This is a genomic window from Enterobacter sp. 3U4 (assembly GCF_057224565.1).
Genome location: NZ_CP136665.1, coordinates 2,876,136 through 2,896,741, shown reverse-complemented (window position 1 = coordinate 2,896,741; position 20,606 = coordinate 2,876,136). Strand labels below are relative to the sequence as shown.

The window sequence follows — 20,606 nt, the reverse complement described above, 5'->3', positions numbered from 1 at the left end:
CGCTTGAAAATTTCCCCCCGTATCCCCATCTCTCACTCAACGTTTTAAAACCCCATTAAATGGCATTGTTGAGGTCGACATAGATGAAAGGACAAGAAACCCGTGGTTTCCAGTCAGAAGTAAAACAGCTTCTGCACCTGATGATCCATTCCCTGTATTCCAACAAAGAAATTTTCCTGCGCGAGCTGATTTCCAACGCCTCGGATGCGGCGGACAAGCTGCGCTTCCGCGCGCTGTCTAACCCGGATCTGTACGAAGGCGACGGCGAGCTGCGCGTGCGCGTCTCGTTCAACAAAGAGAACCGTACCCTGACCATCGCCGATAACGGCATCGGGATGAACCGCGACGAGGTGATCGACCATCTCGGCACCATCGCCAAATCCGGCACCAAAGCGTTCCTCGAGTCCATGGGCTCTGACCAGGCGAAAGACAGCCAGCTGATCGGCCAGTTCGGCGTCGGTTTCTACTCTGCGTTCATCGTGGCGGACAAAGTCACCGTGCGCACCCGTGCGGCGGGCGACAGCGCCGAGAACGGCGTGCTGTGGGAATCCAAAGGGGAAGGCGAATACACCGTTGATGACATCACCAAGGCGGATCGCGGCACCGAAATCACCCTGCACCTGCGTGAAGGGGAAGACGATTTCCTGAACGACTGGCGCGTTCGTTCCATTATCAGCAAATATTCCGATCACATCGCCCTGCCGGTAGAGATTGAAAAACAGGAAGAGAAAGACGGCGAAACCGTGGTTTCCTGGGAGAAGATCAACAAGGCGCAGGCGCTGTGGACGCGCAACAAGGCTGAAATTAAAGACGACGAATACAACGAGTTCTACAAGCACATCGCCCACGACTTTACCGACCCGCTGACCTGGAGCCACAACCGTGTGGAAGGTAAGCAGGAGTACACCAGCCTGCTGTACATCCCGGCACAGGCGCCGTGGGACATGTGGAACCGCGATCATAAGCACGGCCTGAAGCTGTACGTGCAGCGCGTCTTCATCATGGACGACGCCGAGCAGTTCATGCCGAACTATCTGCGCTTTGTCCGCGGCCTGATCGATTCCAACGATCTGCCGCTCAACGTCTCCCGTGAAATTCTGCAGGACAGCGCCGTCACCCGTAACCTGCGCAACGCCCTGACCAAACGTGCGCTGCAGATGCTGGAAAAACTGGCGAAAGACGATGCGGAAAAATATCAGACCTTCTGGAAACAGTTCGGCCTGGTGCTGAAAGAAGGCCCGGCAGAAGACACCGCGAACGCTGAAACCATCGCTAAGCTGCTGCGCTTCGCCTCTACGCATACCGACTCCTCCGCGCAGACCGTGTCGCTGGAAGAGTACGTCTCCCGCATGAAAGAAGGGCAGGAGAAGATCTACTACATCACCGCCGACAGCTACGCGGCGGCGAAGAGCAGCCCGCACCTGGAGCTGCTGCGTAAGAAAGGCATCGAAGTGCTGCTGCTTTCTGACCGCATCGACGAGTGGATGATGAACTACCTGACCGAGTTCGACGGTAAGGCGTTCCAGTCCGTTGCCAAAGCCGACGAATCTATCGACAAGCTGGCGGATGAAGTAGACGAAAGTGCGAAAGAAGCCGAGAAGGCGCTGGAGCCGTTCGTTGAGCGCGTGAAAACCCTGCTGGGCGACCGCGTGAAAGAGGTACGTTTCACCCACCGTCTGACCGACACCCCGGCCATCGTCACGACCGATGCTGACGAAATGAGCACCCAGATGGTGAAGCTGTTCGCGGCGGCGGGCCAGGCGGTACCGGAAGTGAAATATATCTTTGAGCTTAATCCGGATCACCCGCTGGTGAAACGCGCGGCGGATACCCAGGACGACGCCCGCTTTGCCGAGTGGGTTGAACTCCTGCTGGATCAGTCCCTGCTGGCCGAGCGCGGCACGCTGGAAGATCCTAACCTCTTCATTAAACGTGTGAATGCGCTGCTGCTGGCGTAACTAAAAACCTGCCCCTCACCCAGCCCTCTCCCCAAAGGGGAGAGGGTATAATCGTCCCCTCTCCCCTTTGGGGAGAGGGTTAGGGTGAGGGGGAACCCTCGCACTATCCCAAATTAACTCCCCCCGTTAACCGTTTCAGCCTTCCTGCCTTCCTTGAGCGATGCCCGTTCTGGTGGTATTGTTTAGCGCTTTTGAAAAATTGAAACGACTTTTGAGGGGATTTTCGCAATGCGTATTATTCTGCTTGGCGCTCCGGGCGCGGGTAAAGGAACTCAGGCTCAGTTCATCATGGAGAAATACGGTATTCCGCAAATCTCCACCGGTGATATGCTGCGCGCCGCTGTTAAATCTGGCTCCGAGCTGGGTAAACAGGCGAAAGACATCATGGACGCAGGCAAGCTGGTGACCGACGAGCTGGTTATTGCTCTGGTCAAAGAGCGCATTGCTCAGGAAGACTGCCGTAACGGTTTCCTGCTGGACGGCTTCCCACGCACCATTCCTCAGGCTGACGCCATGAAAGAAGCGGGCATCAACGTGGACTACGTTCTGGAGTTCGACGTACCGGACGAGCTGATCGTTGACCGCATCGTTGGCCGTCGCGTGCACGCTGCTTCTGGCCGCGTTTACCACATCAAATTCAACCCGCCTAAGGTTGAAGGCAAAGACGACGTGACCGGCGAAGAGCTGACCACCCGTAAAGACGATCAGGAAGAGACCGTGCGCAAGCGCCTGGTGGAATACCATCAGATGACCGCGCCGCTGATCGGCTACTACACCAAAGAAGCGCAGGCGGGTAACACTAAATACGCCAAAGTCGACGGCACCAAAGCCGTGGCTGACGTACGTGCAGAGCTGGAAAAAATCCTCGGCTAACTGCATTTCTCTCACCCGGATCCTCCGGGTGAGAAATATTCTCATCTTACCTATTACAGCAATGGGTTCCGTTTAAACGCATTTCCGCTACAATTGACAACCATTCAAATGGTTAAGAGGCGTGAATGAGTCAGGCGAAAACCGGCATCCTGCTTGCCAATCTGGGCACTCCAGAAGCACCTACATCAGACGCGGTAAAACGCTACCTGCGACAATTTTTAAGCGACACGCGCGTCGTGGATTTCCCGAGACTGCTGTGGTGGCCGCTGCTGCGTGGCGTCATTCTGCCGATTCGTTCTCCGCGCGTCGCCAAACTCTATCAGTCCGTGTGGATGGAAGAGGGCTCGCCGCTGATGGTCTACAGCCGTCGCCAGGAAAAAGCGCTGGCCGCCCGCCTGCCGGATATGCCCGTCGCGCTCGGCATGAGTTACGGAAAACCGTCCCTCGAAAGCGCGGTGGAAACCCTGCTGGCGCAGGGCGTGGACCATATCGTGGTACTTGCGCTCTATCCGCAGTACTCCTGCTCGACGGTGGCCGCCGTCTGGGACGAGCTGGCCCGCATTCTGGCGACCCGCCGCCGCATTCCGGGCGTGACCTTTATTCGCGACTACGCGGATAACGATCTCTACATCCAGGCGCTTGCCAATAGCGCGCGCGCGTCGTTTGAAAAGCACGGCGAGCCGGATCTGCTGCTGCTCTCCTATCACGGGATCCCGCAGCGCTTCGCCAATGAAGGGGATGATTATCCTCAGCGCTGCCGCGATACCACGCGCGAGCTGGTCTCCGCTCTTGGCCTGCCGCCGGAGAAGGTGATGATGACCTTCCAGTCGCGCTTTGGCCGCGAGCCGTGGCTGACGCCGTACACCGATGAAACCCTCAAAATGCTCGGCGAGAAGGGCGTGAAGCACATTCAGGTGATGTCGCCGGGCTTCTCGGCCGACTGTCTGGAAACGCTGGAGGAGATCGCGGTGCAAAACCGGGAATTTTTCCTGGAGGCTGGCGGCGAAAAGTACGAGTACATTCCGGCGCTTAACGACTCGCCGGAGCATATCGACATGATGGTCTCACTGGTGACGAACAGCCGCTGATCGCACTCCGGGCCGGGTTTGTGCTACCATTCCCGGCCCATATTCTTCGTACAGTTCAGACCATGAAATTTCCCGGTAAACGCAAATCCAAACACTACTTCCCCGTCGATGCCCGCGATCCGCTCCTGCAGCAAATCCAGCCAGAAAATGAAACCAGCGCGGCGTGGGTCGTCGGTATCGATCAGACGCTGGTGGACATTGAGGCAAAAGTGGATGATGCGTTTGTCGCCCGTTACGGTCTGAGCGCCGGGCACTCGCTGGTGATTGAGGATGACGTTGCCGAAGCGCTGTACCAGGAGCTGGTGCGCGAAAACCTGATTACCCATCAATTCGCCGGCGGTACCATCGGCAATACCATGCATAACTACTCCGTGCTGGCCGACGACCGCTCGGTACTCCTCGGCGTGATGTGCAGCAACATTGAAATCGGCGGTTACGCTTACCGCTATCTGTGCAATACCTCCAGCCGTACCGATCTGAACTATCTTCAGGGCGTCGACGGCCCGATTGGCCGCTGCTTTACGCTGATCGGCGAATCCGGCGAGCGTACCTTTGCCATCAGTCCCGGGCATATGAACAAGCTGCGCGCGGAAAGCATTCCCGAAGAGGTGATTGCGGGCGCCTCGGCGCTGGTGCTGACCTCCTACCTGGTGCGCTGCAAGCCGGGCGAGCCGATGCCGGAAGCGACCATGAAGGCGATTGAGTTCGCGAAGAAGTACGACGTGCCTGTCGTTCTGACGCTGGGCACCAAATTCGTGATTGCCGATAACCCGGAATGGTGGCAGGCCTTCCTGAAAGAGCACGTCTCGATTCTGGCGATGAACGAAGAAGAGGCCGAAGCGCTGACCGGAGAAAGCGATCCGCTGCTGGCGTCTGACAAAGCGCTGGACTGGGTGGATCTGGTGCTCTGCACCGCTGGCCCGGTTGGGCTGTATATGGCAGGCTTCACGGAAGAAGAGAGCAAACGCAAAACTCAGCACCCGCTGTTGCCCGGTGCGATTGCGGAGTTCAACCAGTACGAGTTCAGCCGCGGCATGCGTTATAAAGATTGCATCAACCCGCTACGGATCTACTCTCACATCGCGCCATACATGGGCGGGCCAGAGAAGATCATGAACACCAACGGTGCGGGCGACGGCGCGCTGGCTGCATTGTTGCACGACATCACCGCTAACGCCTACCACAAAACCAACGTGCCGAACTCCAGCAAGCACAAGTTCAGCTGGCTGACCTATTCGTCTCTGGCTCAGGTGTGCAAGTACGCCAACCGCGTAAGCTATCAGGTGCTGAACCAGCATTCACCGCGCTTAACGCGTGGCCTGCCGGAACGGGAAGACAGCCTCGAAGAGGCTTATTGGGACAGGTAAAAGAAAACCCCTCACCCTAACCCTCTCCCCATAGGGGAGAGGGAACTTGAACACCCTCTCCCCTATGGGGAGAGGGCTGGGGTGAGGGGACCAGGCCGCACCAAACTTACCCCGTCACCGCCTCTTCAACCGGCGGTTTCTCCAGCAGCGTCAGCATGGTATTAGCAATCTCGCGCTCGCCCATCACCACCTTATCCGCACCGCGCTCGGTAATGTACTCCACCTCGTCGTCATAGTGCGCCCGGGCGATAATCTCAATCGTTGGGCACTTCGCGCGCGCGGAAGCCACAATCTCACCCGCTTCATAGCCGTTGGGTATGGTCAGCAGCAGCCAGCGGGCGCAGTCCAGATGCGCCAGATTCATGATCTCTTCGTTCGCCGCGTTGCCCAGCACCGCGCGAATACCGCGCTCGCGCAGCTCGTCGACGCGGGTGCGTGAGGTTTCAATCACCACCAGCGGAATACCCTGCGCCATCAGCTTCTCGCCGAGCAGGCTGCCCACGCGGCCAAAGCCGACCAGCAGGGCGTGATTGCAAATATCAACCGGGATCTGCTTCTCTTCTTCGATGGCCTCTTCGAGCGTCTGTTCTTCCAGCGTTTCGGTTTTATCGAGGTATTTTTCGAGCAGGGCAAACAGCACCGGGTTCAGCATAATCGACAGGATCGCCCCCGCCAGCACCAGGTTTTGCCCCGCCTGCGGCAGCAGGTTCAGGGCCATGCCCAGACCGGCCAGAATAAAGGCGAACTCGCCAATCTGTGCCAGGCTGGCGGCAATGGTCAGCGCCGTCCGCGGGGAGTGGCCGAACATACGCACCAGGAAGAAGGCCGCGAGCGACTTACCGAAAATAATGATCGCCAGCGTGCCCAGCACGGCCAGCGGCTGCTGGATCAGCACCAGCGGGTCGAACAGCATCCCGACGGAGACGAAGAACAGCACGGCAAACGCATCGCGCAGCGGCAGCGTATCGTGCGCCGCACGGTGGCTCAGCTCGGATTCGTTCAGCACCATCCCGGCGAAGAACGCGCCCAGGGCAAAGGAGACATCAAACAGCTCAACGGCACCAAACGCGATTCCCAGCGCCAGCGCCAGCACGGAGAGGGTGAACAGCTCGCGGGAGCCGGTCGCCGCGCTGCGGGACATGATCCACGGCACCAGACGGCGGCCCACCAGCATCATGATGGCAATAAACGCCACAACCTTACCGATGGTGATGCTCATATCCAGCGCCAGCGAGGCAAAGCCGACGTTGTCTTTTTCCATCATCCCGGCGACGGCGGGCAGCAGCACCAGCGTCAGGACCATGACCAGGTCTTCAACAATCAGCCAGCCAATCGCGATCTGCCCGCGCTGGCTGTCAATCAGCTGTCTCTCCTCAAGCGCGCGCAGCAGCACCACGGTACTGGCGGTTGAGAGACACAGCCCAAATACGATACCGGTCATTAACGACCAGCCCAGCAAGGCCGAAAGCGCCATCCCCAGCAGCGTCGCCACCCCTATCTGGGCGATCGCTCCCGGTATGGCGATCGACTTTACCGCCATCAGATCCTTCAGGGAAAAGTGCAGGCCGACGCCAAACATCAGAAGAATCACGCCCAATTCCGCCAGTTCAGGGGCCAGTTTGGTATCCGCAACGAAACCTGGCGTAAACGGTCCCGCCAGAACACCTGCCAGCAGATAGCCGACAAGAGGAGAAATACGCAGTTTATTGGCAATCATGCCGAGGATAAAAGCGAGCACAAGTCCACCAACAATGGTGGTGATAAGCGGTGTGGCGTGGTGCATTCCGTCTCCTTTCGTTGTGGGTGTTCCTTTTTGGTGAAAAACCAAAAAACCGAGTAATAGTTTATGACAATTTTTACCCTTATGTTTATGAATAATTGTTGAAGTTTGAATAAAACAGCAATATGCGCGTAAAAAAGCGCATTTTGATAAATTCCGCGAGAGGGGAAAGAAGAAACCCTTATGGCATCAGGGTATCAGACAGCCAAAGTCACACTTTGGCTGCCCGTAATTCACGCTTTGTGGCGGTTATCAGGCAGGAATATGGTCAACATCCCAAGAAGTGGCAGGAAAGCGCAGATTTTATAAACCAGGAAGATACTGGTGTGATCCGCAACCATCCCTAACACCGCTGCGCCCAGCCCGCCCATGCCGAAGGCGAAACCGAAAAACAGTCCGGAAACCATACCGATACGGCCAGGCAGCAGCTCCTGGGCATAAACCAGGATGGCGGAAAACGCGGAGGCGAGGATAAAACCAATAATCACGGTTAAAATCCCCGTCCATTCAAGGCTGGCGTACGGCAAAATGAGGGTAAACGGCGCCACGCCGAGGATAGAGCCCCAAATGACATATTTCCGCCCAATCTTATCCCCCACAGGCCCGCCAATGACCGTACCGGCCGCAACGGCGAACAGGAAGGCAAACAGGTGGATCTGCGCGTTTTGTACCGATAATCCGAATTTTTGCATCAGATAAAAGGTGTAATAGCTGCTAATGCTCGCCATATAGAAGTATTTCGAGAAAATCAGCACCAGCAGGACGGAAACCGCCAGGATAACCTTATTGCGCGGCAGGGGATTGATAACCTTCGCTTTAGGTTTTCCTTTATTCACGCGATGCTGAGCGGCATACCAGCGGCTAATCTGCGCCAGCACGATAATCGCCAGCAGCGCGGCCAGCACAAACCACGCCACGTTGCCTTTACCGTAAGGGGCAATAATTACCGCGGCCAGCAGCGGGCCGAGAGAGCTACCAAAGTTACCGCCCACCTGAAAAAGTGACTGCGCCAGGCCGTGACGACCTCCGGACGCCATCCGCGCCACGCGGGAGGACTCCGGATGGAAGACGGACGAGCCAGTACCCACCAGCGCGGCGGCGATCAGCACGGCTTCAAAACTCCCGGCCATGGCCAGTAGCACCAGACCGCTTAGGGTAAAGCACATGCCAATCGGCAGCGACCACGGCATCGGGTATTTATCCGTCCAGTAGCCCACCACCGGCTGCAGCAGCGAGGAGGCCAGCTGGAAGGTCAGGGTGATCATCCCGATCTGCACGAAGGTTAACGAAAACTCGGACTGCAGCAGCGGATAAATGGCCAGAATCAACGACTGGATCATGTCGTTGAGCAGGTGCGAGAGACTGATTGCGCCTAAGACTTTAAAGGAGGTGCGCGATGCAGGCGGCGACGCCGGTGCGCCCGGAACGGGCTGGGTTGATTCACTGATTGCCATAGAGAGAAGTACCACGTTTTTAGTTATTAGAGATGCAGGGTGTAATTATTATCCGACTAACATACCCGCCCGGGACATTTGAAGAAAGTCGCAATTATGAAAACTTATTTGTCTATTCTTATTAGTCACTGTAATTTCTGCCTTTGTCTATTGGTCAGGGAGAGAGAAGATGAAGTTAATGAAGCGGGGCGTCGCGCTGGCGCTCATCGCGGCGTGGGGGCTGGTAAGCCTGCCCGCGCAGGCGTATGAAAAAGACAAAACCTATAAAATTACCATTCTGCACACCAACGACCACCACGGCCATTTCTGGCGCAGTGAATACGGCGAATATGGCCTCTCGGCACAAAAAACGCTGGTGGACGGCATTCGCAAAGAGGTGGCGGCTCAGGGCGGCAGCGTACTGTTGCTCTCAGGCGGCGATATTAATACCGGCGTGCCGGAATCCGACCTGCAGGACGCCGAACCCGACTTTCGCGGCATGAATCTGATTGGCTACGACGCGATGGCCGTCGGTAACCATGAGTTTGATAATCCCTTGACCGTGCTGCGTCAGCAGGAAAAATGGGCCAAATTCCCGTTCCTCTCCGCCAATATTTACCAGAAAAGCACCGGCGAGCGCCTGTTTAAGCCCTGGGCGCTGTTCAAGCGTCAGGATCTAAAGATCGCGGTGATCGGCTTAACCACCGACGATACGGCGAAAATTGGCAACCCTGAGTTCTTCACCGATATCGAATTCCGCAAACCGGCAGACGAAGCGAAGCTGGTGATTCAGGAATTGCAGCAGAACGAAAAGCCGGACGTGATTATCGCCACCACCCACATGGGGCACTACGACAACGGCGAGCATGGCTCTAACGCGCCCGGCGACGTGGAGATGGCGCGCAGCCTGCCTGCGGGCTCGCTGGCGATGATTGTGGGTGGTCACTCACAGGATCCGGTGTGCATGGCATCCGAGAACAAAAAGCAGGTGGACTACGTCCCGGGCACGCCGTGCGCGCCGGACCGTCAAAACGGTATCTGGATTGTGCAGGCGCACGAGTGGGGCAAATACGTGGGCCGGGCGGACTTTGAGTTCCGCAACGGCGAGATGAAGCTGGTTCATTATCAGCTCATTCCGGTCAACCTGAAGAAGAAAGTCACCTACCCGGACGGGAAAAGCGAGCGCGTGCTCTACACGCCAGAGATCGCTGAAAACCAGCAGATGCTCTCCCTGCTGACGCCGTTCCAGAACAAAGGCAAGGCGCAGCTGGACGTGAAAATCGGCACGCTGAACGGTCGTCTGGAGGGGGACCGCAGTAAAGTTCGCTTCGTGCAGACCAACATGGGCCACCTGGTGCTGGCGGCGCAAATGGCGCGTACCGGCGCTGATTTTGGGGTGATGAGCGGCGGCGGCATTCGTGATTCCATCGAAGGTGGAAACATTACCTATAAAGACGTCCTGAAGGTGCAGCCGTTCGGTAACGTGGTGGTCTATGCCGACATGAGCGGGAAAGAGGTTGTTGAGTACCTGACCGCCGTGGCGCAGATGAAGCCGGATTCCGGGGCCTATCCGCAGTTTGCCAACGTGAGCTTCGTTGCGAAAGACGGCAAGCTTAACGACCTGAAGATCAAAGGTGAACCGGTTGACCCGGCTAAAACCTACCGTCTGGCGACGTTAAGCTTTAACGCTACCGGCGGCGACGGCTATCCGCATATTGATAATAAACCGGGATACGTGAATACCGGCTTTATCGACGCGGAAGTGCTGAAGCAGTTCATCGAGCAGAATTCGCCGATTGACGTGAATGCGTATGAGCCGAAAGGCGAGGTGAGCTGGCAGTAGCGTTGCGCGGCCTGATGCCCTCACCCCAACCCTCTCCCACTGGGAGAGGGCGCGAACACAAAAAACGGTAACGCCTGTTACCGTTTTGCTTTTACCTCGTAGCCGCCACCCGGCTTTTCTTTTACTCCCGGCGCGCAATATCCGCAAATTTAGCGTCCAGCATTTTCGCCAGATCGTCCGCCGCAAGCTCGATATCCAGCCCGCGTTTGCCGCCGGATATAAAGATGGTTTCAAACTCCTGTGAAGGGGCATCGATCAGCGTCGGCAGGCGTTTTTTCTGCCCGAGCGGGCTGATGCCGCCTACCAGGTAGCCGGTGGTGCGCTGCGCCACCATGGGATCTGCCATATCCACCTTCTTTGCCCCCAGCGCTTTGGCGACTTTTTTCAGATCCAGCTGCCCTGCCACGGGAGTCACCGCGACGGCGAGATGCTTCATATCGCCGTTCACCGCAACCAGCAGCGTTTTGTAAACCTGGTCAGCATTCAGCCCCAGCTTGCGCACCACTTCATCACCAAAGTTGGTTTCATTCGGATCGTGATCGTATGTGTGGATCCGGAAAGAAATGTTGTTTTTTTCGAGTAATTTAACGGCGGGAGTCATAGCTATCCTTCTTACGACAGACAAATCATGCCCACAGCATACGCCTGACGTTTGTCTAAAAAATAGCACCATCTTGCGCAATAGTATTGGCAGTGATGGTCACTTTGAGCGACAATCGGCTCAACCGAAGGTCTCCTTCGGCATAATAAAAACGATGAAATTCCTCTTTGACGGGCCAATAGAAATATTGGCCATTTTTTTATTTCAGCAACGACGGCAAATTCCCTTCTCCGTACAAATGTAACGCCCCAACCGCCACCACGTAATGCCCTGCAGGTAAGGCATGCAGCGTCTCTTGCCAGGCTTTGTTACGCGCGTTCATCAGTACATCATACAGCGATTCGCTAAACGTCGACGGTAACGCCAGCCTGCCGTCCGCAGGCGGCGCATCCAGCCACCAGCCAATCATGGTCTGCAGCAGGCGCGCGTTGGTGTGCCAGTGGGTCAGCGTATCATCCAGCAGCATCAGACCGTCGTCGGGAAGCTGTCGCAGGAGCGCAATCTGGCTGTCCGTTCCTTCCAGCTCGATGATGGGCAGGCTGCGCGCTCTTGCCGCGTTCAGCAGTTGGTAATCAATACCGTAATCACCGCGCAGGCCCAGACGCTGCGCCTGCGTAGCCTGCAATACCATCGCGATTTGCCACAGCGGCAGGGCGTCTATCATGGAGAGCGAGACGCCCATCTCATCGGCGACGCGCGTCAGTTCCGCAAGCTGGGTTTCATCCAGGCGCTCCGCCAGGGTGAGATCGCTCTCGAGCCCGGCAAACGGTGACTCCTGACCCGAAATGTCCGCCTCAACGACCAGCGCATCGGCGTGTTTCAGCAGTTTAATCAGGCCGGGAGGCAGGGGAGACATATCCTGCGTGCCCATATGGATGCTGCCGACCAGGTGAAGGTGTTGCCCGCCGGGAAGCGAGATATCCAGACCGGGCCAGGCGTAACGGCGAGGGAAAAGGGCGCGAAACGATGTTTTTATACGATTAAACAGACCCATACGCGCTCCATAAACGGAAAGGTTCATGCTAGCGCGTACGGGTACAAGGTTCAATCCTTCGGTTTAAAGCGCAGCAGCCGGTTGGCGTTGCTGACCACGGTGATGGAGGAGAGCGCCATCGCCGCACCCGCGACCACTGGGTTAAGCAGCGTGCCGGTCAGCGGCCACAATATGCCGGCAGCAATCGGGATGCCGAGTGAGTTATAGATAAACGCCCCCAGCAGGTTCTGCTTCATATTGCGCAACGTGGCTTTTGAAATGGCCAGCGCGTCGGCCACGCCCATCAGGCTGTGGCGCATCAGCGTGATGGCAGCGGTTTCAATGGCGACATCGCTTCCGCCACCCATCGCAATCCCCACGTCAGCCTGGGCCAGCGCCGGGGCATCGTTGATGCCGTCGCCGACCATCGCCACCTGACGGCCTTGACTTTGCAGTTTCTTGATGGCGTCAGCTTTGCCGTCCGGCAGTACGCCCGCAATCACCTCATCAATTCCGGCTTCTTTCGCGATGGCGTTGGCGGTGGTCGGGTTATCCCCGGTCAGCATCACCAGACGGTAGCCCGCACGGTGCAGGCGCTGCAGGGCGTCCACGCTGTCCTGGCGAAGCGGATCGCGCACGGCCAGCAGCGCGGCGGCTTTGCCATCCACCGCCAGCAGAACCGGCGTGGCACCCTGAGACGCCTGCGCCTTCAGCTCGCTTTCCAGCGCGGTGGTATCAATACCGTTTTCATTGAGCAATGCCTGGTTGCCCAGCAGCAGGGCGTGGCCTTCTGCTTCACCGCTGACGCCTAGCCCGCGCAGGGTGCGGAAATTGCTGACCTGCGGCAGGGCAGACTCACTCGCTTTATCGAGAATGGCGCGCGCCAGCGGATGGCTGGAGCCTTGCTCCAGCGCGGCGGCGAGACGCAGCGCGTCCTCTTCCGCAACGCCCACGGTGTGGACGGCGACCACCTGCGGTTTACCTTCCGTCAGCGTGCCGGTTTTATCAAACACCAGCGTGTCGAGGGTGCTGGCCCGCTGCAGCGCGTCCGCGTCCCGCACCAGCACGCCAAATTCGGCCGCGCGGCCTACGCCGGAGATAATCGACATTGGCGTCGCCAGGCCAAGGGCGCAAGGACAGGCGATGATCAGCACCGTGGTGGCGATCACCAGGGTATAAACAATCTGCGGCGCGGGGCCGAAGAAGTACCAGATCGCCGCGCTCAGCAGGGCAATGCCGACAACCACCGGCACAAAAATGGCCGAGATTCTGTCAGCAAGCTGGCCAATTTCCGGCTTGCTGCTCTGGGCCTGGCGCACCATGCGGATGATACGCGACAGCGTGGTGTGGCTGCCGACGGCGCTGGCGGTGAACAGCACGCTGCCGTCCTGCACCACCGTACCGGCATGAACGGCGTCACCGTCGGATTTCTGCTGAGGGATGGGTTCGCCGGTCAGCATCGCTTCATCCAGCCAGGCTTCGCCCTGGGTTATCTTGCCGTCAACGGGAACGCGGTCGCCCGTGGTCAGACGCAGCGTCATGCCGGGCTGAACATCGGCCAGCGGAACGCTTTTTTCTCCCTCGTCCGTGACCACGCGGGCCGTCGGCGGGGTTAAATCAAGCAATCTTTCCAGCGCTTTCGATGAGCGCTGGCGGGCGCGGGCTTCCAGCATATGGCCTAAGTTAATCAGGCCGATAATCATCGCGCTGGCTTCATAATAGAGATGCCGCGCTTCCATCGGGAACCACTGGGGCCAGACGTTCACGCTCATCGAATAGAGCCACGCCGCGCCGGTACCGAGGGCGACCAGGGTATCCATCGTCGCGGTGCGGTTTTTCAGGCTCTTCCAGGCGCTGGTATAGAAATGACCGCCTGCGAACACCATCACCGCAAGGGTAATCAGACCAATCACCAGCCACAGCGTGCGGTTGTCGTCGGTGACCATCATGTTGTCGCCGAGCATGCCCCACACCATCACCGGAATACCGACCAGCAGGGCGACAATCGCCTGCCAGCGAAAGCGCTTCATGGTGGCGATAGCCGTTTCCTGCTGGCGCTCGCGGCGCTCGGCATCATCTTCGATGGCCTCCGCCCCGTAGCCCGCTTTCTCAACGGCCTGCACTAAATCTGCGGCGGAGGCGCTGCCCATCACCAGCGCAGTACGCTCCGCAAGATTGACCCGTGCCTGCGCGACGCCCGGTACGGCCTGCAAGGCGTTTTGTACCCGGGAGACGCAGCTGGCGCAGCTCATGCCGTTGATCAGCAGCTGTTGGCTGTCATCAATATCATCAGCTGCCGGAAGCTCAGGAGTGGCCGCTGTCAGCGCTTCCGACGGGGATGATGACTCTGCCAGCGGTTTAGCCTTTGGGTGGCTTAACTCCGCCCCGTAACCGGCCTGCTTGATGGTATCGATCAGCGCATCCGCGCTGGCGCTGCCGGTCACGGCGGCATGATCGATAGTCACGTCAGCGCTTTCAACATCAGGACGCTGTTCCAGGCTTTCTTTAACGCGTTTGACGCAGTGGCCGCATGAGAGGCCGTCCAGCGTCAGGTCAATAGTGTGAGACATAACAAAACTCCCGTATAATATTTTGGTCAGTTGTTGACCGGAGTAACGCTTTTCACTAACTGTTATGAAGGTTAAACCTTCCATCAAGGGGAAGGTCAAGGGGGAAATGTGAATATCAGTGATGTGGCAAAAAAAACCGGCTTAACCAGCAAAGCAATTCGCTTTTATGAAGAGAAGGGCCTGGTGACGCCGCCGCTGCGCAGTGAAAATGGCTACCGAAGCTACACGCAGCTGCATCTGGATGAGCTGACGCTGCTGCGCCAGGCAAGACAGGTCGGTTTTAATCTGGAAGAGTGCGGCGAGCTGGTTAACCTGTTCAACGATCCAAAGCGTCACAGCGCCGACGTGAAAAAACGCACGCTGGAAAAGGTGGCCGAAATTGAACGCCACATCGTCGAGCTACAGGCGATGCGCGAACAGCTGCTGCAGCTCGCGGAGTCCTGTCCGGGGGATGACAGCGCCGACTGCCCGATTATCGATAACCTTGCCGGCTGCTGCCACCGCAAAACCCACGCTTAGCAGGCTTTTACCCGCAGGGTAATGCCTTCCACCGCGATGACCTCAACCCGCGTGCCGGCGCTGAGGTCATCGTCGGCGACCACCGGCCACGAGCTGTCGCCCACGCGCATATGCCCGCGCCCGTTCACCAGCGCGGTGTCGAGCGTAAAACGCTTGCCGACAATCTGCTGTCCGCGCTGGTTAAGGTGGGCGTCGACCGGTTTCTGCTCCTTAACCCGTCGGTTAAGCCAGCGCCACCACAGCCACGCGGCCACCAGCGTCAGCGCGGCAAACAGTGCGCCCTGCCACGCCCAGTCCAGAGGAAGGATCCAGACCAGAAGACCGGTAATGACGGCGGCAACACCGCTCCAGAGCAGGTATCCGTTACCGCCCAGCATCTCCGCCGCCAGCAATAAGCCCCCGAGGCTTAGCCAGAAGGCATGAGGATGTGCAACGATCTGCTCAATCATTTTTTACGCTCGTTTCCGCTGTCCTTGATCAGTTCGGCAATACCGGCGATAGAGCCCATCAGGCTGCTGGCATCCAGCGGCATCATCACCACTTTGCTGTTGTTCGCGGAGCCGATCTGTTTTAGCGCGTCGGTATATTTTTGCGCGACAAAGTAGTTCACGGCCTGGATATCACCGGCGGCGATTGCCTCGGACACCATCTGGGTGGCGCGGGCTTCCGCTTCGGCCGAACGTTCACGCGCTTCCGCCTGTAAGAATGCGGACTGACGGTCGCCTTCCGCTTTCAGGATCTGCGACTGCTTTTCCCCTTCCGCTTTGAGGATCTCCGCCTGCCGTACCCCTTCGGCTTCCAGGATATAGGCGCGCTTGGTTCGCTCGGCCTTCATCTGGGCGTTCATGGAGGCGATCAGCTCCGCCGGCGGGCGCACGTCGCGGATCTCGATGCGGGTGACCTTGATCCCCCACGGGTTGGTGGCCTCGTCGACAATGTGCAGCAGGCGGGTGTTGATGCTGTCGCGCTGGGAAAGCATCTCGTCCAGCTCCATCGAGCCCAGCACGGTACGGATATTGGTCATCGTCAGGTTGACGATTGCCAGCTCCAGGTTGCTGACCTCATAAGCCGCTTTCGGCGCATCAATCACCTGAATAAAGCAGACGGCGTCGATGGTAACGTTGGCGTTATCCTTGGAGATGATCTCCTGAGAAGGAATGTCCAGCACCTGCTCCATCATGTTGATCTTGCGACCAATTCTGTCCATGAACGGAACAATCAGGCTTAAGCCCGGCTGGAGCGTGTTGGTGTATCGACCGAAACGCTCAACGGTCCACTGATAGCCCTGAGGGACAATTTTGACCCCTGCGCCCACGATAACCAGCGCAACGAAAATAAGGACGGGAACAACGATAAGCATAAAAACCTCCTGTTTTGCATGCTGTGACGAGTGAAAGTGTGTGTTTATTGCTCGTAAGTATAGGTAAAGTCAGAGATGAATCCATCACCCGCTTCAGCAATGGCTTTCGATAATCCCTGGTAGTAATTCTCCAGCCCCAGCGCTTCGATACGCTGGATCTGTTCGCGAATGGGAGCGCAGAACAGAACGGCATTCCCCGCTTCAACGCGTTTGTTATTCGGTGGAAGGTCGCCCGCGATGGCTTTAAACCAGGTTCTGATGCCCTGCTTTAAATTATGCGGCGCTTTTGCCAGGTTATCCATGCCCGTCAGGATCTGCAGAGTCGGGAACTCATCGGCCAGCACGGCGGTTTTCATGCGCGCAAAGAACTGGCTGAACAGCTCGAACGAGCCCAGATCGGTGACGCGGGGTTTGGTGGTTTTAACGTGTTTATTGCCGATTTTACCTGCCGCCGAGGCCGCTGCCGGAACCGCGTTGACTTTTTCCAGCTCCAGCCCGAATAGTAAATTGCAGTGCGCGCGGCGCGCTTTCAGCGGGTAGGACATCAGCACGTCAATGAACTGAGTGGCTTTCACATCCGCAAGATTGTGGTTGATAAGCCACTGGGTGCGTGAAAATTCCGCCGGAGAGACGAACCAGTCCGGCACCTCATTGAAGCGTTTTGATTTGCCTTTACCGTCAAATTCAAGGAAGTGTGTTCCGTTGTCGAAGGCGAAATAGCAATTTTTGAAGCTGCCGATCGTGGTGTTCACGATGAGCGCCTTCTTAACAAAATCCACCACCTCTGCACCCATCACAAAACGCGTAAGTTCCGACGATTTGATGACTTCCATTAATGTTTCGACATCAGGAACACCAGGCTTCAGGGAGGGAAACTCATAAAAGATATGTGCCATGTCGCATACTTCCTGCAGTGATGGTGGTGACAATTTACAAACAAAAAGTTTAACACTTGCTTCTGCGTGAGGCTATTCGCGCTGTGCGGGCGAAAGGATTATGCTACAGGCGGTTATTACACGAAGCGGTCAACGGAAGCGCTATGAATGATAAAAAAAACGTATTACTGCTCAGGGATGTCGGATTTCGAGTCGGTGGAAACACGATCCTGCAGCACGTCGGGTTTAGCCTGTCGCCGGGCGAGTTTAAATTAATCACGGGTCCCTCAGGCTGTGGTAAAAGCACGCTGCTGAAGATTGTGGCTTCACTTCTCAGCCCGACGGAGGGAGCCATTCTGTTTGAAGGTGAGGATATCGCGTCGCTTTCCCCGGAAAGCTATCGCCAGCAGGTTTCGTACTGCGTACAAACGCCCGTGCTTTTTGGCGATACGGTCTATGACAACCTGATTTTCCCGTGGCAAATCCGCAATAAGACGCCGCAGCCGGAAAAGTTTATCCACGATCTGGCCCGCTTTGGGCTGGCGCAGGAGACGCTGACTAAATCCATCAACGCGCTGTCGGGCGGCGAAAAGCAGCGCGTCTCGCTGATCCGCAACCTGCAGTTTTTACCCAAGGTGTTGTTGCTGGACGAAATCACCAGCGCGCTCGATGACGTCAACAAGCGCAACGTCAACGAGATTATTCATCGCTACGCTCGTGAGCAAAATATTGCCGTGCTGTGGGTGACGCACGACGCTAACGAAATAACCCATGCGGATGACGTTATTACGCTCCAGCCGCACGGCGGGAAAATGCAGGAGGCAAACCGTGGGTGAACATAACATAACCAACGAATCGCTGGCCTTTTCGATGGTGCTGGTGCTGATTGCGATTGTGGTCAGCTACCGGGAAAAGCTGGGACTGGAAAAAGATATTGTGTGGAGTATCTGCCGCGCGGTGATTCAGCTCATCATCGTCGGCTATGTGCTGAAGTATATCTTCAACGTTAACCACGCGGTGCTGACGCTGCTGATGGTGCTGTTTATCTGCTTTAACGCGGCGTGGAATGCGCAGAAACGCAGTAAATACATTGATAAGGCCTTTATCTCGTCGTTTATCGCGATTACCACCGGAACGGCGCTCACGCTGGCTGTGCTGGTGCTCTCCGGCTCGATTGAGTTTACGCCGATGCAGGTTATCCCTATCTCGGGGATGATTGCCGGGAACGCGATGGTGGCCGTTGGGCTCTGTTACAACAACCTTGGGCAGCGATTCAGCAGCGAACAGCAGCAGCTGCAGGAGAAACTAAGCCTGGGGGCGACGCCAAAAGTGGCCTCGGCGCGGCTGATACGTGAGAGCATTCGATCATCGCTGATCCCAACGGTAGATTCCGCCAAAACGGTGGGGCTGGTGAGCCTGCCGGGCATGATGTCGGGGCTGATTTTTGCCGGTATCGATCCGGTAAAAGCGATTAAGTATCAGATCATGGTGACGTTTATGCTGCTTTCCACGGCAAGCCTGTCGACCATTATTGCCTGCTACCTGACCTATCGGAAGTTCTACAACGCGCGCCACCAGCTGGTGGTGACGCAGTTGAAAAAGACGGGGTAACACCGGCTTTGTAGGCCCGGTAAGGCGAAGCCGCCACCGGGCATTTTTTTTTGTCAGTACAGCAGCGCGTAAAGCTGACGACGATACTTCGACGCCAGCGCGTCGCCGGTGCCCAGAGCGGCCAGGATCTCCTGGAACATCTTGCGCGCCTGACCGTCTGCGGCGGCTAAATCTTTTTGCAGATGGCTGAAGAGCAGTTCAAGCGCCTCTTCGTTGCGTCCCACCTGATGCAGCTGCAGCGCCAGCTGGCTTGCCAGCGCGGCATCCGCCGGATTGTCGGCAACCTGCTGCTGCAGCTGCTGAATTTCCGGGGTATCCGCCGCCTGCTTCAGCAGCTCAATTTGTGCAACCAGCCCCTGATAGCGGGTGTCCTGATCCTGCAGCGGAACCGTCTTGAGTACGGCTTCCGCGTCTTCTGAGCGGTGCAGGGCAATCTGCGTCTCCGCCAGCAGCAGGCCAATCTGGCTGTTCTGATTCGACAGCTGCCATGCGTCTTTGAGCAGCGGCAGCGCCTCGTCGTATTTGCCTTCCTGCATCAGCGCCATGCCTTCCTGCGCCTTCAGCTCTTCTTCGCGCGGCAGCACCTTATCCAGCAGGGCGCGGATAGCCTCTTCCGGCTGTGGCCCCTGGAAGCCATCAACAGGCTGGCCGTTCTGGAACAGATAGACGGTAGGAATGGCGCGCAGACCAAACTGAGACGCAACCATCGGCTCGGCGTCACAGTCCAGCTTCGCGAGGATAAACTGACCGTTGTACTGGGCGGCAAGGCTTTCCAGCACCGGCGTCAGCTGCAGACAGTGTTGGCTACGTTCAGACCAGAAGTAGAACAGGACCGGTTTGGTCATCGACTGTTCAAGGGTCTGTTGCAGGTTAGCTTCGGTGATATTGACGATATTCTGTACGGACATGCGGCTTTCTCTTTTGTCGGTTTGTTCTTTACATGGGGATGCGCGTCGGCGCTTCAACTCAACCGTGTAAAATTTTGTCCATTATCCGGCCCGGCAGCAGGCGTTTTAACCAGACGACGGCATGGGTGACCAGCGTCACCGGATAGCGCATTTTGGGATGTTCACTCTCAAAAGCATGGCGCACTTTGGCCACAACCGCCTCTGGCCCGAGGGTAAAACGTGCGGCGATGCCGGGGTTTTCGACCGGTTTATCCGCCTGCGTCTGGTTAACGTTTTCGGTAAAGCGGGTGCGGATCGGGCCGGGTTCAATCAGGCTGACCTTAATGCCGCTGTGGCGTAACTCCATGCGCAGGGCGTCGGACCAGGCCTCCAGCGCATATTTGCTGGCGGCGTAGGCGCCGCGGCCCGGGGTGGAAATTAGCCCCATCACCGACGACGTCATCACGATGCGCCCTTCGCCGTGCGGCAGCATCGCGGGGAGAAGACGCATGGTGAGCTGATGCACGCCGAAGAAGTTGGTCGAAAACTGCTTCTCCAGCGTTTCGCGGGAGAGGGTATCCAGCGGGCCATACACGCCGTAACCGGCATTATTAAACAGGCCGTAAAGACGATTACCGGTCAGTGCGATCACTTCATCCGCGGCGCGCTCAACGCTCTCCGGTGAGTCCATATCCAGCAGCACGCCGGTAAAGCCCAGCCCGTTCATGCGTTCGACATCGTCGGGTTTGCGGCAGGCCGCCAGAACCCGAAACCCCTGGCGCTTTAATTCGAGCGCGCTTTCCAGGCCGATTCCGCTGGAACATCCTGTAATTAAGACCGATTTTTGCATAACTTTACCTGTCAGGAT

The 20,606-nt window shown here is 57.4% G+C and carries 18 protein-coding genes; 8 read left to right on the top strand and 10 right to left on the bottom strand.

Annotated elements, in window-relative coordinates; translation table 11 throughout:
- Nucleotides 1–83 precede the first annotated feature (83 nt).
- The 4 genes from htpG (at nucleotide 84) to RVY89_RS13930 (ending at nucleotide 5,286) form a co-directional block, all read left to right on the top strand.
- Nucleotides 84–1,958, top strand: a complete 1,875-nt coding sequence (htpG, locus tag RVY89_RS13945) for a molecular chaperone HtpG (RefSeq protein ID WP_484825655.1) — start codon at nucleotides 84–86, stop codon at nucleotides 1,956–1,958.
- Between the two features lie 228 nt (nucleotides 1,959–2,186).
- Nucleotides 2,187–2,831 carry an adenylate kinase gene (gene adk / locus RVY89_RS13940; RefSeq protein WP_006809841.1) on the top strand — a complete coding sequence of 215 codons (645 nt, stop codon included), beginning with the start codon at nucleotides 2,187–2,189 and terminating at the stop codon, nucleotides 2,829–2,831.
- A 125-nt stretch (nucleotides 2,832–2,956) separates the two neighbouring features.
- Entirely contained in the window at nucleotides 2,957–3,919 is a 963-nt protein-coding gene (gene hemH, locus RVY89_RS13935; RefSeq protein ID WP_484825654.1) for a ferrochelatase, read from the top strand.
- A 62-nt stretch (nucleotides 3,920–3,981) separates the two neighbouring features.
- Nucleotides 3,982–5,286 (top strand): inosine/guanosine kinase, encoded by a 1,305-nt coding sequence (locus RVY89_RS13930; protein ID WP_484825653.1) that lies wholly within the window; start codon nucleotides 3,982–3,984, stop codon nucleotides 5,284–5,286.
- Nucleotides 5,287–5,392: 106 nt separating this feature from the next.
- Here the strand turns inward: RVY89_RS13930 and ybaL are convergent, their stop codons facing one another.
- Together ybaL and RVY89_RS13920 are read right to left on the bottom strand one after the other, a co-directional pair.
- Entirely contained in the window at nucleotides 5,393–7,069 is a 1,677-nt protein-coding gene (gene ybaL / locus RVY89_RS13925; RefSeq protein ID WP_484825652.1) for a YbaL family putative K(+) efflux transporter, read from the bottom strand.
- A 230-nt stretch (nucleotides 7,070–7,299) separates the two neighbouring features.
- Nucleotides 7,300–8,520, bottom strand: a complete 1,221-nt coding sequence (locus RVY89_RS13920; protein ID WP_134348589.1) for an MFS transporter — start codon at nucleotides 8,518–8,520, stop codon at nucleotides 7,300–7,302.
- A 169-nt stretch (nucleotides 8,521–8,689) separates the two neighbouring features.
- Between RVY89_RS13920 and ushA the strand changes: the two genes are divergently transcribed.
- Nucleotides 8,690–10,342 (top strand): bifunctional UDP-sugar hydrolase/5'-nucleotidase UshA, encoded by a 1,653-nt coding sequence (gene ushA, locus RVY89_RS13915; protein WP_077064106.1) that lies wholly within the window; start codon nucleotides 8,690–8,692, stop codon nucleotides 10,340–10,342.
- Between the two features lie 121 nt (nucleotides 10,343–10,463).
- On the opposite strand, the gene ybaK is transcribed toward ushA, so the two are convergent.
- The 3 genes from ybaK to copA form a co-directional block, all read right to left on the bottom strand.
- Nucleotides 10,464–10,943 (bottom strand): Cys-tRNA(Pro)/Cys-tRNA(Cys) deacylase YbaK, encoded by a 480-nt coding sequence (gene ybaK / locus RVY89_RS13910; RefSeq protein ID WP_370884056.1) that lies wholly within the window; start codon nucleotides 10,941–10,943, stop codon nucleotides 10,464–10,466.
- Nucleotides 10,944–11,142: 199 nt separating this feature from the next.
- Nucleotides 11,143–11,937 (bottom strand): TraB/GumN family protein, encoded by a 795-nt coding sequence (locus RVY89_RS13905; RefSeq protein ID WP_484825651.1) that lies wholly within the window; start codon nucleotides 11,935–11,937, stop codon nucleotides 11,143–11,145.
- A gap of 50 nt (nucleotides 11,938–11,987) precedes the next feature.
- Nucleotides 11,988–14,486, bottom strand: coding sequence for a copper-exporting P-type ATPase CopA (copA, locus tag RVY89_RS13900; RefSeq protein ID WP_484825650.1), 2,499 nt, complete (start codon nucleotides 14,484–14,486; stop codon nucleotides 11,988–11,990).
- 108 nt (nucleotides 14,487–14,594) lie between these two features.
- Here copA and cueR point away from each other — a divergent pair, with 108 nt between their 5' ends.
- Nucleotides 14,595–15,005, top strand: coding sequence for a Cu(I)-responsive transcriptional regulator (gene cueR, locus RVY89_RS13895; RefSeq protein WP_126543994.1), 411 nt, complete (start codon nucleotides 14,595–14,597; stop codon nucleotides 15,003–15,005).
- Here the strand turns inward: cueR and RVY89_RS13890 are convergent.
- Genes RVY89_RS13890 through RVY89_RS13880 form a run of 3 tightly spaced genes read right to left on the bottom strand, consistent with a single transcriptional unit; the run spans nucleotide 15,002 to nucleotide 17,261 of the window.
- Complete coding sequence (locus RVY89_RS13890; RefSeq protein WP_484825649.1) at nucleotides 15,002–15,454, bottom strand: NfeD family protein; 453 nt, start codon at nucleotides 15,452–15,454, stop codon at nucleotides 15,002–15,004. The two genes, cueR and RVY89_RS13890, sit on opposite strands and share 4 nt — an antisense overlap.
- Nucleotides 15,451–16,365 carry an SPFH domain-containing protein gene (locus RVY89_RS13885; RefSeq protein ID WP_484825648.1) on the bottom strand — a complete coding sequence of 305 codons (915 nt, stop codon included), beginning with the start codon at nucleotides 16,363–16,365 and terminating at the stop codon, nucleotides 15,451–15,453. Before RVY89_RS13885 ends, RVY89_RS13890 begins: the two co-directional genes overlap by 4 nt.
- Before the next feature lie 44 nt (nucleotides 16,366–16,409).
- Nucleotides 16,410–17,261 carry a hypothetical protein gene (locus RVY89_RS13880; RefSeq protein WP_484825647.1) on the bottom strand — a complete coding sequence of 284 codons (852 nt, stop codon included), beginning with the start codon at nucleotides 17,259–17,261 and terminating at the stop codon, nucleotides 16,410–16,412.
- Nucleotides 17,262–17,404: 143 nt separating this feature from the next.
- Here RVY89_RS13880 and fetA point away from each other — a divergent pair, with 143 nt between their 5' ends.
- A complete protein-coding gene (fetA, locus tag RVY89_RS13875; protein ID WP_484825646.1) occupies nucleotides 17,405–18,076 on the top strand; it encodes an iron efflux ABC transporter ATP-binding subunit FetA in 672 nt (223 codons plus the stop codon).
- Nucleotides 18,069–18,851, top strand: a complete 783-nt coding sequence (fetB, locus tag RVY89_RS13870) for an iron efflux ABC transporter permease subunit FetB (RefSeq protein WP_039265869.1) — start codon at nucleotides 18,069–18,071, stop codon at nucleotides 18,849–18,851. Before fetA ends, fetB begins: the two co-directional genes overlap by 8 nt.
- Nucleotides 18,852–18,904: 53 nt before the next feature.
- Here fetB and RVY89_RS13865 read toward each other — a convergent pair whose 3' ends face one another.
- Together RVY89_RS13865 and RVY89_RS13860 are read right to left on the bottom strand one after the other, a co-directional pair.
- Complete coding sequence (locus RVY89_RS13865) at nucleotides 18,905–19,759, bottom strand: co-chaperone YbbN (protein WP_024906867.1); 855 nt, start codon at nucleotides 19,757–19,759, stop codon at nucleotides 18,905–18,907.
- A 58-nt stretch (nucleotides 19,760–19,817) separates the two neighbouring features.
- Nucleotides 19,818–20,588 carry an SDR family oxidoreductase gene (locus tag RVY89_RS13860; protein WP_484825645.1) on the bottom strand — a complete coding sequence of 257 codons (771 nt, stop codon included), beginning with the start codon at nucleotides 20,586–20,588 and terminating at the stop codon, nucleotides 19,818–19,820.
- Nucleotides 20,589–20,606: the final 18 nt, after the last annotated feature.